11 protein-coding genes are annotated in these 14,241 nt (G+C 72.1%); 6 read left to right on the top strand and 5 right to left on the bottom strand.

Annotated elements, in window-relative coordinates:
* Positions 1-92: 92 nt before the first annotated feature.
* A complete protein-coding gene (locus M4J07_RS13130; RefSeq protein WP_255971276.1) occupies positions 93-1,115 on the bottom strand; it encodes a LacI family DNA-binding transcriptional regulator in 1,023 nt (340 codons plus the stop codon).
* A gap of 183 nt (positions 1,116-1,298) precedes the next feature.
* On the opposite strand from M4J07_RS13130, the gene M4J07_RS13125 reads away from it, so the two are divergent.
* From M4J07_RS13125 to M4J07_RS13105, 5 genes are all read left to right on the top strand, one after another.
* Positions 1,299-3,122 (top strand): glycoside hydrolase family 2 protein, encoded by a 1,824-nt coding sequence (locus M4J07_RS13125; RefSeq protein ID WP_255971274.1) that lies wholly within the window; start codon positions 1,299-1,301, stop codon positions 3,120-3,122.
* A 56-nt stretch (positions 3,123-3,178) separates the two neighbouring features.
* Complete coding sequence (locus M4J07_RS13120) at positions 3,179-4,522, top strand: extracellular solute-binding protein (protein ID WP_255971272.1); 1,344 nt, start codon at positions 3,179-3,181, stop codon at positions 4,520-4,522.
* Positions 4,523-4,554: 32 nt separating this feature from the next.
* On the top strand, positions 4,555-5,460 hold the full coding sequence (locus M4J07_RS13115) for a carbohydrate ABC transporter permease (protein WP_255971270.1): 906 nt from the start codon (positions 4,555-4,557) through the stop codon (positions 5,458-5,460).
* A 2-nt stretch (positions 5,461-5,462) separates the two neighbouring features.
* The gene (locus M4J07_RS13110; protein WP_255971268.1) at positions 5,463-6,404 is read left to right on the top strand and encodes a carbohydrate ABC transporter permease; all 942 of its coding nucleotides are present in this window, start codon (positions 5,463-5,465) and stop codon (positions 6,402-6,404) included.
* Between the two features lie 115 nt (positions 6,405-6,519).
* On the top strand, positions 6,520-7,959 hold the full coding sequence (locus tag M4J07_RS13105) for a family 43 glycosylhydrolase (protein WP_255971266.1): 1,440 nt from the start codon (positions 6,520-6,522) through the stop codon (positions 7,957-7,959).
* Positions 7,960-8,021: 62 nt separating this feature from the next.
* Here M4J07_RS13105 and M4J07_RS13100 read toward each other — a convergent pair whose 3' ends face one another.
* Positions 8,022-8,225, bottom strand: a complete 204-nt coding sequence (locus M4J07_RS13100; RefSeq protein ID WP_255971264.1) for a hypothetical protein — start codon at positions 8,223-8,225, stop codon at positions 8,022-8,024.
* A 112-nt stretch (positions 8,226-8,337) separates the two neighbouring features.
* Positions 8,338-9,150 carry a class I SAM-dependent methyltransferase gene (locus tag M4J07_RS13095; protein WP_255971262.1) on the bottom strand — a complete coding sequence of 271 codons (813 nt, stop codon included), beginning with the start codon at positions 9,148-9,150 and terminating at the stop codon, positions 8,338-8,340.
* Positions 9,151-9,217: 67 nt separating this feature from the next.
* Here M4J07_RS13095 and M4J07_RS13090 point away from each other — a divergent pair, with 67 nt between their 5' ends.
* Complete coding sequence (locus M4J07_RS13090) at positions 9,218-9,805, top strand: TetR/AcrR family transcriptional regulator (protein ID WP_255971260.1); 588 nt, start codon at positions 9,218-9,220, stop codon at positions 9,803-9,805.
* Positions 9,806-10,054: 249 nt separating this feature from the next.
* Here the strand turns inward: M4J07_RS13090 and M4J07_RS13085 are convergent, their stop codons facing one another.
* Positions 10,055-12,265: an MMPL family transporter gene (locus tag M4J07_RS13085; RefSeq protein ID WP_255971258.1), complete on the bottom strand. Its 2,211-nt coding sequence runs from the start codon at positions 12,263-12,265 to the stop codon at positions 10,055-10,057.
* A gap of 232 nt (positions 12,266-12,497) precedes the next feature.
* On the bottom strand, positions 12,498-14,241 hold a 1,744-nt coding region (locus M4J07_RS13080), incomplete at its 5' end, for a flavin-containing monooxygenase (protein ID WP_255971256.1).

Genomic DNA, 14,241 nt, shown 5'->3' with positions numbered 1-14,241 from the left:
CGGGGGCACCTCGACAGCGCGTTCACATTCGGCAGCGGGATGTTCACCGAGCCCCCGCCGGACGGCGAACCGGCCCGCCACCCGGCCCCCGGTCAACCCCCAGTGCTCTCCCGCACGATGACCTCGTGCCCGACGACGTGGTCCTGCAACGGGCTGGTGTCCGGGTCGTCGATCCGGTCGAGCAGGAGCGCCACCGCGGCCCGGGCGATCTCCCTCTTGTCGGGGGCCACCGTCGTCAGGCTCGGCACGCTGAACTGCGACGCCTCGATGTCGTCGAAGCCCACCACGTCGAGCTCGCCCGGCACGCTCACGCCCCGCTCGTACAGGGCGCGCAACGCACCCAGGGCGAGGTGGTCGTTGAGGCACAGCAAGGCGTCCGGGCGGGGGTCCGCGTCCAGCAGGGCGGCCGCGGCCCGCGCGCCGTCGCGCCAGTGGAACGCGTCCACCGGCACCACGAGGTCGCTGTCGAAGGGGACGTGGGCCTCCTTCAGCGCCTCGCGGTAGCCGTCGGTGCGGAGCCGGTCCGTGCCCTGCGGGCCCCGCACCATCCCGCCCACGACGGCGATCCGGCGCCGGCCGCGGGACAGCAGGTGCGCGGTGGCCTCGCGCGCGGCGGCGACGTTGTCGATGGCGACGTGGTCGGTGCTGCCCTCGGCGGGCCGCTCGCCGAGCAGGACCACGGGGAGCCTGCGGTCCCTGGTGGCCACGTCACGGGGGTGCAGGGCGAGCGGGCTGAGGATCACGCCGTCGGTGAACTGGGCGTCGAAGCCGTGCAGCGCCGCCAGTTCCCGCTCGCGCACCCCGTTCGTCTGGTGCAGCAGCACGGTCTGCCCGCGCCGGTCCGCCTCGGCCATCACGTGCTTGGCCAGCTCGGCGAAGTAGGCGACGTCCAGTTCGGGAACCGCCAGGGTGATCATGCCGGTGCGGCCCTGGCGGAGCTGCCGGCCCGCGATGTTGACCCGGTAACCGAGCGCCTCGATGGCCTCCTTCACGGTCTCGCGGGTCCGGTCCGAGACGTGCTCGAAGTTGTTGATCACGTTGGAGACCGTCTTGGGCGAGACGCCCGCGTACTCCGCCACGTCCTTGATCCTGGGTCTGGCCGCCACGCTGTTCATTCCTTCCGTCTGCCACCCGCGATCGTATCGACCATCACGAATCGGTTTCGGGGCGGATCCTTGACCGTCCCGCACATTTACATCGATGTAATTCGCATGGTGCCATGGGCACGCACCGATCAGCACCGCGTTGCTGACGCTCGTCCACGCGTTCCCGCGACACCCCGTGCGGCAAGGAGTCCCATGCCTGTCCCCACCCCCGCCACCACGCCCCGGCCCGAGTACCCGCGCCCGCAGTTCGTCCGCGAGGCCTGGCTCAATCTCAACGGCGTGTGGCAGTTCGAGATCGACCGCTCCGACACCGGCCTCGAACGGGGCCTGCGGGAGCGCGAGTTGACCGGCAGCATCGTGGTGCCGTTCTGTCCGGAGTCGGAGCTCTCGGGGGTCGGGGACACCGACTTCCTGGAGGCCGTCTGGTACCGCCGGACGGTCACCGTGCCCGCCGAGTGGGACGACAGCCGGGTGCTGCTGCACTTCGGCGCGGTGGACCAGGACACCACGGTGTGGGCGAACGGCGTCGAGGTGGCGCGGCACCGCGGCGGCTTCACGCCGTTCACCGCCGACCTCGGCGAGGTGGCCGCCGCCGGCGCGGAGCTGACGCTCGTGGTGCGGGCCAGGGACACCCGGCACGGCCCGCAGGCCCGCGGCAAGCAGGCCACCTGGTACGCCAACTCGCACTGCCACTACACCCGGACGACCGGCATCTGGCAGACGGTGTGGCTGGAGCCGGTGCCGCGGAGCGTCGCCCTGAAGCGGCCGCGGATCACCCCCGACCTGGCCTCCGGATCGTTCTTCCTGGAGCTGCCGCTGAGCCGCAACGCGCCGGGGCACCGCGTCCGCGCCACGCTGTCGGACGAGCACGGCACCGTGGTGAGCGCCGAGACCCGCGCGGACCTCGGCCTGAGCCCCCGGCTGGCGCTCACCGTGCCCGAGGACCGGCTGCGCGCGTGGTCGCCGGCCGACCCGCACCTGTACGACCTCGTGCTCGACGTCGTCGACGCCGACGGCGCGCCGGTGGACCGGGTCACCTCCTACGCGGGCCTGCGCTCGGTCGCCGTCGACGGCAAGCGGCTCCTCCTCAACGGCGAGCCGGTCTTCCAGCGCCTCGTCCTCGACCAGGGCTACTACCCGGACGGTCTGATGACCGCGCCGAGCGACGCCGCGCTCGTCCGCGACATCGAACTCGGCCTGGCCGCGGGCTTCAACGGGGCCCGGCTGCACGAGAAGGTCTTCGAGGAGCGGTACCTGTACCACGCGGACCGGCTGGGCTACCTGGTCTGGGGCGAGTTCGGCGACTGGGGCTGCGAGGTCGGCGCCCGCGACGACAACCAGCGCCCCGACGCCTCGTACGTCGCGCAGTGGCTGGAGGCCGTGGAGCGGGACTACTCGCACCCGGCGATCGTCGGCTGGTGCCCGCTCAACGAGACGTACCAGCACCTGCACGACCGGATCACCCAGCTCGACGACGTCACGCGGGCCATGTTCCTGGCCACCAAGCAGGCCGACGGCACCCGCCCGGTGATCGACGCGTCCGGGTACGCGCACCGGGTGCTGGAGACCGACGTGTACGACTCGCACTGCTACGAGCAGGACCCGGCCGCCTTCGCCAAGGTGATGCACGGCCTCGCGCAGGACAGGCCGCACGTCAACTCCGGCCCGGAGGGCCGCCCTTGGTCCGTTCCGTACCGCGGTCAGCCGTACTTCTGCAGCGAGTTCGGCGGCATCTGGTGGGACCCCGAGGCGGCCGACGCGGCGGGCGACGAGCGCGACGCCTCCTGGGGGTACGGCGAACGGCCGCGCACCGCCGAGGAGTTCGTCGAGCGGTTCACCGGTCTGACGGGCGTGCTGCTCGAGGACCCGGACATGTTCGGCTACTGCTACACCCAGCTCACGGACGTCTTCCAGGAGCGCAACGGCGTGTACCGCTTCGACCGCACCGAGAAGGTCGACACCACTCTGCTGCGCCGGGCCCAGCTGCGCCCGGCCGCGTTCGAGGACGCCGAGTAGTCCGGCCCTCGCCCGCCACCACCATCCGCGTATTACATCGATGTAAGGAGAGCCCTATGACCGGCACACCCGCCTCCGTCGGTCGCCCCGCACTCACCAGACGACGCGCGCTGACGGCCGCGCTGGGTGCCGGGGCCGCGGTCCTCGGCGCCGGAGCGCTGAGCGGCTGCGGCAGCGCGCTCGCGGCCGGCGACTCGACCGTGCGCCTGTGGGACCTGTTCAGCGGGGCCGACGGCGGCCTGCTCAACGACATGGTGCGCGAGGCCCGGCCCGACATGCCGGGCACGCGCATCGAGCGCACGGTCCTGGAGTGGGGCACCCCGTACTACACGAAGCTCGCCATGGCCTCGGCCGGCGGGCGCGGCCCGGACGTCGCGATCGCGCACATGTCGCGCCTCGCGGGCTACGCACCGACCGGTCTCGTGGACCCGTGGGACCTGGACCTGCTGGCCGAGTTCGGGGTCCGCAAGAGCGACTTCGCCGACGCCGTGTGGTCGCGCACCCAGTACGAGGGCCGCACGTACGCGATCCCGCTGGACACCCACCCGTTCATCGTCTTCTTCCATCCGGAGCCGGTGAAGAAGGCCGGGCTGCTGACGAAGGACGGCACGCTCGACGCGGACGCGTTCTCGTCGCCCGACACGTTCCTCGCCGCGGGGCGGGAGTTGGCGAAGGCGTCCGGCAAGCAGGGCATCGCCTTCGGCTACGCCACGGACACCGCGCAGGGCTGGCGGCTGTTCTACGGCCTGTACCGGCAGACGGGCGGCGCGTTCACGCTGCCGGCGGGCGGTCCCGCCGAGGTGGACGTGGACCGGATGGCCGAGGTCATCGCGTTCATGGCCAAGCTGGTCGACGGCCGGACGAACCCGAAGCGCCTGGACTACGCGGCCGGGCTCGCCTCGTTCACCAACGGGCAGACCGCGATGATCCTGTCCGGCGAATGGGAGCTCGGCACGTTCCGGGCGGCGGACAAGAACGTGGGCGCGGCGCCCATGCCGACCGTCTTCGGCACCCCGGCCGTGTACGCCGACTCGCACTCGTTCGTGCTCCCGCACCGCGAGCACCCCGACGAGGACCACCGGCGGCGCACCCACCAGGCGATCGCCGCGCTCCTCAAGGCGGGGCAGATCTGGGCGACGGCCGGTCACATCCCGGCGTACGAGCCGATCACCCGCACCCCGGAGTACGCCGCCCTGCTGCCGCAGGAGCACTACAAGTCGGCGGCGGACCACGTCGTCCTCGACCCCGCCGTGTGGTTCGCGGGCGCGGGCTCCGACTTCCAGAACGCCATGTCGCAGGTCCTCCAGCAGGCCCTGCTCGACGGTCTCGCCCCGGACCGTGCGGCGCGCGCGATGGTGCGGCGCCTGAACACCTTCCTCGCCAAGCCCAGCCCGGCCTGACCGGCCGCGACCACCTCGCAGGAGGCACGACGATGTCCTCTCCCCACGCCTCGCCCAGGCCGGGGCTCCCGGCGCTGCGGCGGCTGTTCTCCCCCGGTCTGCTCTTCGCGCTCCCCTTCCTCGTCCTGTTCGCCGTGTTCATGGTCTGGCCGCTGGGCCAGGGGCTGTGGATGAGCCTCACGGACCGGGCCCTGTCGGCGCACGCCCCGTCGTTCATCGGCCTCGACAACTTCACCGAGGCGTTCCGGGACGCGGAGATGTGGCGTGCGCTCGGCCACACCGTCTGGTTCACCGTCCTGTCGACGGTCCCGCTGGTCGTGGTGGCGCTCGGCATGGCGCTCCTGGTGCACACCGGGCTGCCGGGGCAGTGGGTGTGGCGGCTCGCGTTCTTCGCGCCGTACCTGCTCCCGGTCGGTGTGGTCGGCCTGCTGTGGATCTGGCTGTACCAGCCGGACCTCGGCCTCTACAACCACCTCCTGGACGCCCTCGGACTGACCCAGTACGCCTGGCTCAGCGACGAGTCGGTGGCCATGTGGGCCATCGCCCTCACCACCCTGTGGTGGACGGTCGGCTTCAACTTCCTGCTCTACCTCGCCGCGCTCCAGTCGGTCCCCGACCACCTGTACGAGGCGGCGGCCATCGACGGGGCCGGGGCCTGGCGCCGGCTGTGGTCGATCACGCTGCCGCAGCTCAGCCGGATCACGGTCGTGATCACGGTGCTGCAGGTCCTGGCGTCCCTGAAGGTCTTCGACCAGGTGTACCTGATGACGAAGGGCGGCCCGAACAACTCCACGCGCCCGGTCGTCGAGTACGTCTACGACGTCGGCTTCACCGGCTACCGGCTCGGTTACGCCTCGGCGATCAGTTACATCTTCTTCGCCCTGGTCGTCCTCGCCTCCGCCGCCCAGTTCTTCGCACTCCGCCGCCGGGAGAAGTGACCATGACCTCCACCGAGACCCCCGTCCGCACCTCGTCGGCGCCGCGCCGCGCCGTTCCCGTCCGGCCGTTCGGACGCCCGCCGCGCCCGGCCAGGACCCGGACGAACCTGACGCTCGGGGCGGGCAGGACCACGCGCGTCCTGGCCCTCACCGTGCTCGCGATCGGGGCCGTGGTGTGGCTGCTGCCGATGGCGTGGGCGGTGCTCACCGCGCTCAAGTCGGATCAGGACGCCAGCGATCCGCTGCACTGGCTGTGGCCGGAGCACGGCTTCACCCTCAAGGCGTTCAGCACCGTGTGGGAGCGCGGCGACCTGCCGCTGTGGATGCTCAACAGCTTCCTCATCGCGGCCGCCGTCACCGTGGTCACCGTGCTGGTCTCCGCGATGGCCGGATACGCCTTCTCGCGCACGCTGTTCGCGGGCCGGCGGTGGCTGTTCGTGCTCACGGTCGCGGCCGTCCTGGTGCCGCCGCAGATCCTGATCGTGCCGTGGTTCCAGCAGATGCTGACGCTGCACCTGCTCGACACGTACGCGGCGGTGATCCTGCCGCAGACGGTCGCGCCCGTCATGGTGTTCATCCTGAAGAAGCACTTCGACTCGCTGCCCAGGGAGTTGGAGGAGGCGGCCAGGATCGACGGCGCGGGGCACTGGCGGATCTTCTGGTCGGTGCTGCTGCCGCTGTCGCGGCCGATGCTCGCGGCCGTCGCGATCTTCGTGTTCATCGGCGCGTGGAACAACTTCCTGTGGCCGTTCGTGTCGACGTCCGACCCGTCCCTGATGACGCTGCCCGTCGGCATCACGTCGGTGAAGGACGCGTACGGCGTCCAGTACGCGCAGTCGATGGCCTCGGCCGTGCTCGCCGCGCTGCCGCTCGTCGTGGTCTTCATGTTCTTCCAGCGGCACATCGTCAAGTCGGTGGCCACCACGGGTCTCGGCGGTCAGTGAGGCCGGCACCCCGCCGGGCGGCGGACCCGCCGCCCCTGGCGCCTCGTTGACACCTCCGTCTCCCTTCCCTACCGTCCTGAAGCCGTGGGACTTACATCGATGTAAGGAGCCGCTCATGCGTGCACGGCCCCGTACCGCCCTCGTCACCGCACTTCTCGCCCTGCTCGTCGGTCTGCTCGTCGCGCCGCAGGCCGCCGCGCAGAAGCCGGCGCCGGCCGCCGCCTCGACCACCTTCCGCAATCCGCTCAACACGGGCCCCGACCCGTTCCTCGCCTACGCGAACGGGGCGTACCACCTCACCACCACCCAGGGCGACAGCATCCGGATGTGGCGCTCGCCGTCCCTGGCGACGCTGCTGGACGCCGACCCGATCACGGTCTGGACGGACACCGAGGCCTCGCGCAACCAGCACATCTGGGCGCCGGAGTTCTACCGCTTCGGCAACCGCTGGTACCTCTACTACACGGCCGACGACGGCACGGACGACCACCACCGGCTCTACGTCCTGGAGTCGGAGCGCGACGACCCGGCGGGCCCGTACCACTTCAAGGCGAAGCTCACCCCGCCCAACCACGCGAACGACTTCGCCATCGACCCGGGCATCCTGCAGCACGACGGCCGCCTCTACCTGGCCTACAGCGGCATCAATCCGTACCAGCACAACGGCCTCAACATCGCGCCGATGTCCAACCCGTACACGGTCTCGGGCGACGCGGTCGCGATCGACGCGGCGGGCGGCTGCCCGGAGGTCCGCGAGGGGCCCGAGTTCCTGAACCGCAACGGCCGTACGTGGATGACGTACTCGACCTGCGACACGGGCAAGCCGGACTACCAGGTGTGGATGATGTCGCTGCCGAACGGCGCCGACCCGCTGGTCCCCGGCAACTGGACGCAGCGCTCCGGCCCGGTCTTCTCCCGCGCCGACGACCGGGGCGTGTTCGGCCCGGGCCACCACGCCTTCTTCACGTCCCCCGACGGCACGGAGGACTGGCTGATCTACCACGCCAAGACCACGTCGACCAACACCTACAGCAACCGCACCACCCGCGCCCAGAAGATCGGCTGGAACGCGGACGGCAGCCCGGACCTCGGCACTCCGCAGGCCATGGGCGCCACCCAGAACCTGCCCTCCGGCGACCCCGGTTCGGGGAACCACTGGATCAACGACGACGGCCGGTCCAGCGGTTCGGGGTCCGTCGCGTACACGGGCACCTGGAACTCCGGTACCGGCTGCGCGGCGCAGTGCTTCTGGAGCGACGACCACTGGAGCGACCAGGCGGGCAACACCGCCACGTTCAGCTTCACCGGCACCCGGATCGCGCTGCTGTCGGTGAAGGACACCGGCAACGGGATCGCCGCGATCAGCGTCGACGGCGGCCCCGAGCAGCGCGTCGACTTCTACGGGGCGATCCGCACCGGCGAGACCCTGCAGTACCTCAGCCCGCGCCTGGCGAACGGTCCGCACACCCTGCGGGTCCGGGTGACCGGCGAGCGCAACGCGTCGTCCGGCGCCGCGTTCGTGAGCGTGGACCGCGCCGAGGTGTACACGGACTGACCCGCGGACCGATCCGCGGAATGGCTGGCCCCGGCTCCCCGTCCCCGACGGGGAGCCGGGGCTCAGTCCTCCTCGATCTCGATCTCCAGCAGGCAGAACCCGCCGCCGTGGCAGGCGCCGCAGACCTCGCCGTCCCGGCTCCCGCTGCCGTGGCAGGCGCCGCACAGGCCGTCGTGCCACGTCGTCCCGTCCAGCGCGTAGTGCGGGCGCGGATAGTGCGTGTCGGCGAGGAGGCACTCGACCTGTGTCTCCGGGTGCCGCCGCACGCACAGGTCCTGCCCGGAACGCCGGTGTCGACCGTCCTGGATGATGACTCCTCCGTCATGGGTGCCTGGTGTTCCCCTGTCGTGTTCCAGGGATAGCACCCGGCACTGACACTCAGGGGGTGACGGTCCGCACGGCGGTGACGACCACGGCCGTGTACGGCATGGTGAACGTGCCGCCGAGCGCGTCGATCACGGCGCCGGTGCCCGTCAGCAGGGCGGTCAGTCGCTCCGGCGCGTACTGACCGGCCTCGCCGCTGGTGCGCATCTGCTCCAGCCACTCGTCCCGGGTGTAGGTCCGCTCCCAGTCGAAGCGCCACTCCTCCGGTTCGCCGAAGGAGCCGTCGGTGCGCAGCCCGTCGGCCACCGTGGCGAAGATCGGGCCGTACGCGTCGAGGGTGGCGCGGGCCCACGGGTTGCGCGGGGCGTCGGGCAGCGCCGCGAGGTGGGCGGCGGAGAAGGCCGCCGCGAGGTCGGGGGCGGGCCGGTGCACGTTCCAGAACAGGGCGATCCGGCCACCGGGCCTGAGCACGTCGGCGGCCTTCGCGGCGCCCGCGGCCGGGTCGATCCAGTGCCAGGTCTGTCCCGCGACGACGGCGTCGAAGGTCCGGCCCGCGGAGTCCCACGTCTCGAAGCCGGACACCTCGACGTCGAGCCCGCCGCCCCGCGCGAAGGCGGCCATCCGCGGGTCGGCGTCGACGCCGAGGACGGTGCAGCCGGCCGCCCGGAACTGGCGGGCCGCGATGCCGGTGCCGCAGCCGACGTCGAGGAGGGCGGGGCCCGGCGCGGCATCGGCGATCCGGCGCACCAGGGCGTCGGGATAGCGGGGTCTGGTCCGGTCGTAGCGCTCGGGGTCGGCGCCGAAGGACTCGGCCATGTGGCGGGCCCTGTGCGGTTCTTCTGCGGGCGTACGCGACTGAGTGGGCATGCGCCCACCCTAGTGGGCACCTGCCCACTCGTCTACGGTTGCCCCAGTCGACGAAGGAGATGCGCAGGTGCCGACCGGTGTGGCGCTACGGGATGTGCGGGGGCAGCTCTTCGACGCGGCCGAGCGGGTCCTGCTGCGGGACGGCGCGGCGGCGCTGACGAGCCGGGCGGTCACCGCCGAGGCGGGCTGCGCGAAGGGCGTGCTGCACCGGCACTTCACGGACTTCGACGCGTTCCTCGCCGAGCTGGTGCTGGACCGCGTGGGCCGGATCGATGCGCTGGCCGGGGCGCTGCGGGCGTCCGCGGGGTCGGGGTCCGTCGTCGACCACCTCACGGATGCGCTCACCGAGCTGTTCACGCCGGTCGCCGTGTCGATGGTCGGCCTCGTCACCTTCCGCGACGGGCTGCGGGCCAGGCTGCGCGCGGCGGGGCAGCCGGGGGTGCCGGTGCTGGTGCAGGCGACGGCCGCGCTGACCGGATATCTGCGGGCGGAGCGGGAGCTGGGCCGGATCGCGCCCGGCGCCGACGCCGAGATGCTCGCGCTCTCCCTGATCGGGACGGCTCATCTGCTGTTCGCGGGCCGCGACGAGGAACCGGGTGACGGCGCCGTGCGCAAGGTCGTCGAGTCCGTCACCTCCGGGGCGCTCACCGGGTGAGCGAGGACCCGGCCCCTTGGGTACAGGCGATCGACCGGACAACCGTCCGAGGGGCGGCCGGGGGCCGGCCGTCACCCCGGTGCGCGTACGGCGGTTGAGGACGGTGGACGCACCGCGCCGCCCGACGGCGTACGCGTCCCGGCGGCGGCCACGACACTGTGCGGGTGTGTCCGACGTGGCCGCCGCTCAGGACGAAGGGGCCCGCTCCGGTGACCGGAGCGGGCCCCTGTGCACGGGGTGGCGGTGGCCTCAGCCGCGGACGGACTCCAGTTCGCGGTCGTCCTGCGGGGCCGGTGGCGGGGTCAGGCTCTTGTGCAGCTTCTCGCCCTCGACGTCGACGTTCGGCAGCAGCTTGTCGAGCCAGCGGGGCAGCCACCAGGCCGACTTGCCGAGCAGGGCCATGACCGCGGGCACGATCGCCATCCGGACCACGAACGCGTCGAAGAGGACGGCGACGGCGAGGCCGAAGCCCATCATCTTGATCATGTCGTTGTTCTCCATGATGAAGCCGGAGAAGACGCTGATCATGATGACCGCGGCGGCGCCGACGACCCGGCCGCCGTGCCGGAAGCCGGTCACGATGGCCTCGCCGGGGCGCGCCCCGTGGACGTAGGCCTCCCGCATCCGGGTCACGAGGAACACCTCGTAGTCCATGGCGAGACCGAAGACCACGCCGATCATGAAGATCGGCATCATCGACATGATCGGGCCCGGCTGGTCGACGCCCACGATGTCCGCGAGCCAGCCCCACTGGAAGACCGCGACCACGGCGCCGAGCGCCGCCGCCACCGACAGGAGGAAGCCGAGCGCGGCCTTGAGCGGCACCAGGATCGAGCGGAAGACCAGCATCAGGAGCAGGAAGGCCAGTCCGACGACGAGCAGGAGGTAGGGCACGAGCGCGTCGTTCAGGGTCTGCGAGAAGTCGATCGTCATGGCCGTCTGGCCGGTGACCAGGACGTCGGAATCGGTGTCCGCCTCCCACGCCGTGGCCTCGGAGCGGATCGTCTTGACCAGTTCCTCGGTCTCGTGGTCGCTGGGCCCGGTGGTCGGGACGACCGTCATGATCGCGGTGTCACCGGCCTGGTTGACCTGGGCCGGGGCGACCGCGGCGACGCCGTCGACCTTGGCGAGCGAGTCGCCGACCGTCTTCGCGGCGGCGGCCGCGCCCTTGCCGTCGACGGTCACCATCAGTGGGCCGTTGAAGCCCGCGCCGAACGACTCGGACAGCATGTCGTACGCCTTGCGCTGCGTCGTGTCCGGCGCCGACGTGCCCTCGTCGGGCAGGCCGAGTTCGAGGCTGGTGGCCGGGACGGCGATCGCGCCGAGGCCGAGGACACCGGCCAGCAGGACGGCGGCCGGGCGGCGCAGCACGAAGCTCGACCAGCGCGTGCCGAGGTTCGGCTTGCCCCCGTGCGCGCCCTGGGCGGGCGCGGACTTCTTGCGGTCCTTGCGGCGCAGCACCTTGCGGCCGGCGAAGCCGAGCAGCGCCGGGATCATGGTGAGCGCGATGACCACGGCGATGGCGACGGTCGCCGCGGCGGCGAGGCCCATCTTCGTGAGGATCGGGATGTTGACGACGGACAGGCCGGTGAGGGCGACGATGACGGTGAGTCCGGCGAAGACGACCGCGGAGCCCGCCGTGCCGGTGGCCCGGCCCGCCGCCTCCTCGGGTTCCCGTCCCTCGGCTATCTCCGCGCGGTAGCGGGAGACGATGAACAGGGCGTAGTCGATGCCGACGGCGAGGCCGATCATCGTGGCCAGGGTGGACGTGGTGCTGGACAGGTTGAGGACGCTGCCGAGGGCCGCGATGCCGGAGACCCCGATGCCGACGCCGATGATGGCGGTCAGCAGCGGCATGCCCGCGGCGACCATCGAGCCGAAGGTGATGATGAGGACGACCGCGGAGATCGCGATGCCGATGAGCTCGGCGCTGCCGCCCATCTCCTGCTCGGCCTCGACGGCGTCGCCGCCCATCTCGACGGTGAAGCCCTCGGCGCGCGCGTCGTCGGTGGCCTGGGTCAGGGCCTCGTGCGCCTTGTCGGTCAGCTCGGTGCCCGCCACCTTGTAGGTGACGGAGGCGTAGGCGGTGGTGCCGTCCTTGCTGACGGCGTTCGCCTTGTAGGGGTCGGCGACGGAGGCGACCTGCGGGCCGTCGCCCAGGGCCGTCACCAGCTTCTGGACGTCGGCCTTGGGAGCCGGGTCGGTGAGCTTCTCGCCCTGGGGGGCGCGGATGACGACGCGGGCCGTCGCGCCCTCGGCGCTGGCGGCCGGGAACTTCTGGTCGAGGAGGTCGAAGGCCTTCTGCGACTCGGTGCCCGGCATGGAGAAGGAGTCGGCGGGCGGGGCGGGTGCGGCCGACGACGCGAAGCCGATCCCGCCGAGCAGCAGCACCCACAACAGCGCCACATAGCGGCGGCGCCGGAAGGACAGCCGCCCGAGTTTGTAGAGGAACGTAGCCACGGCGAAAGGGGCTCCCGTCGGGGTCGTGGGGCAGGAGCGACCGCCCGCCGTGCGTCGGTGCACGTCAGGGGGTCGGCAGGATCGTTCCTCTATCGTCACCGCCCGCCCGGCCCCTCAGGTCAGCCTCTGAGCCCGACTCCGCGCCCACTCCTGCGGTAGGAGCGGGCGGCGGGTGTCATACCCGGGGAGGAGCCGGGACAGATACGTGTAGACCCCCAGGAGCAGTGGCGTATCAGGGTTTCCCGGGGCTTCGGAGCAGCTCGCCGAGGTGCTTCGCGCGCCAGTCGCGGAGCAGTTCGTGGAAGGCGACGGCGCCGTGCGGGTAGGCGGTGGGGCCGTTCGGACGGCCGCGGCCCTCGCGGTTGTAGTAGCCGGGAGTGCACTCGGCGTGGAACGCCTCGTGGTCGGGGGCGTCCCGCGCGCAGACGTCGAGCCAGGCGTCCTCGGCCTCGGGGGTGGGTTCCAGGACGGCGTCCTCGGCCAGCGCGGCGGCGATCAGGGCGGCGGCGTGCACGGCCTGCTCGTCCAGGACGTGGGTGAAGTTGACGCTGCTGGCGTTCTGCAGGGAGCCCATCCGGATCAGGTTCGGGAACCCGTGGCTGGTGAATCCGTGCACGGTCCGCGGTCCGCCGCGGGCCCACGCGTGCAGCAGTGGGACGCCGTCGCGGCCGGTGACGGGCAGCCGTCCGGAGGTGACGCCGGAGACGCCGACGGAGAACCCGGTGGCGAACACCAGGCAGTCGAGCGCGTACTCCGTCCCGTCGACGACCACGCCGCGCTCGGTCATCCGCTCGATGCCGTGCGAGTCCGCGGTGTCCACGAGGGTGACGTTGTCCCGGTTGAACGCGGGCAGGTACGTGTCGGAGAACGTGGGCCGCTTGCACGCGTACCGGTACCAGGGCTGGAGGGCCGCGGCGGTGGCGGCATCGGTGACCTCCGCGGCCACGCGTGCGCGGATCCGGTTCATCGTGGCGTGGTCGGCGGCCTCGTAGGCGGCCTCGAAGTCCGGCTCGCCGTCGCGGCGGAAGCTGGGCAGGAGCTTTTCGAGCAGGCTCGCGGACGCCGTCCAGCCGTCGGCGACCAGATCCCGCTCGGCCTGCTCGCCGGAGACGATCCGCAGGAAGTTCTCCCGCCGTTCGGCCGACCAGCCCGGCCGGTCCGCGCCGACGTCGCCCGGTGTCGTACGGCGCTGACCGCGCACGTCGACGGACGACGGGGTGCGCTGGAAGACGTACAGGTGACCGGCGTCCGCGGCCAGCATCGGCACGACCTGGACGCCGGTGGCACCCGTGCCGACGACGCCGACGCGCTTGTCCGTCAGGCCCACGAGCCCGCCGTCGGGGCCGCCGCCGGTGTAGCCGTAGTCCCAGCGGGAGGTGTGGAAGGTGTGGCCGCGGAAGTCCTCGATGCCGGGGATGCCGGGGAGTTTGGGTTCGGTGAGGGTGCCGGTCGCGGTGACCACGTGGGTCGCGCGGAACGCGTCGCCCCGGTCGGTCGCGACGATCCACTGCCCGGCGGACTCGTCCCAGGTGAGGGCGGTGACGGCGGTGCTGAACAGCGCGTGCTCGTACAGGCCCGACCGCTCGGCGATGCGCATCGCGTGCCGGCGGATCTCCTCGCCGGGGGCGTACTTCCACTCGGGTACGTAGCCGGTCTCGTCGAGCATCGGCAGGTAGACGTGCGACTCGATGTCGCAGTGGATGCCGGGGTAGCGGTTCCAGTACCAGGTGCCGCCGAAGTCGCCGCCCTGCTCGACGACGCGCACCGTGGCGACGCCCTCCTCGCGCAGGCGTGCGCCCGCGAGGATGCCGCCGAATCCGCCGCCGACGACCGCGACGTCGACCATGTCGTGCAGCGGGGCGCGGTCGGTGACGTCGCCGGCGTACGGGTCGGCGGCGAACCAGCCGAACTCGGCGTCGGTGGACCGGTACTGGCCAGGGCCCTCGGGGCGCACCCGGCGCTCGCGCTCGGCGCGA

This window comes from Streptomyces longispororuber (genome assembly GCF_024448165.1).
Taxonomy (GTDB): domain Bacteria; phylum Actinomycetota; class Actinomycetes; order Streptomycetales; family Streptomycetaceae; genus Streptomyces; species Streptomyces longispororuber_A.
This window is presented reverse-complemented; position numbering and strand designations above follow the sequence as displayed.

Coding starts and splice junctions, on each gene's coding strand:
- M4J07_RS13130 (WP_255971276.1), bottom strand. CDS start 1,115: ATGAACAGCGTGGCGGCCAGACCCAGGATCAAGGACGTGGCGGAGTAC.
- M4J07_RS13125 (WP_255971274.1), top strand. CDS start 1,299: ATGCCTGTCCCCACCCCCGCCACCACGCCCCGGCCCGAGTACCCGCGC.
- M4J07_RS13120 (WP_255971272.1), top strand. CDS start 3,179: ATGACCGGCACACCCGCCTCCGTCGGTCGCCCCGCACTCACCAGACGA.
- M4J07_RS13115 (WP_255971270.1), top strand. CDS start 4,555: ATGTCCTCTCCCCACGCCTCGCCCAGGCCGGGGCTCCCGGCGCTGCGG.
- M4J07_RS13110 (WP_255971268.1), top strand. CDS start 5,463: ATGACCTCCACCGAGACCCCCGTCCGCACCTCGTCGGCGCCGCGCCGC.
- M4J07_RS13105 (WP_255971266.1), top strand. CDS start 6,520: ATGCGTGCACGGCCCCGTACCGCCCTCGTCACCGCACTTCTCGCCCTG.
- M4J07_RS13095 (WP_255971262.1), bottom strand. CDS start 9,150: ATGCCCACTCAGTCGCGTACGCCCGCAGAAGAACCGCACAGGGCCCGC.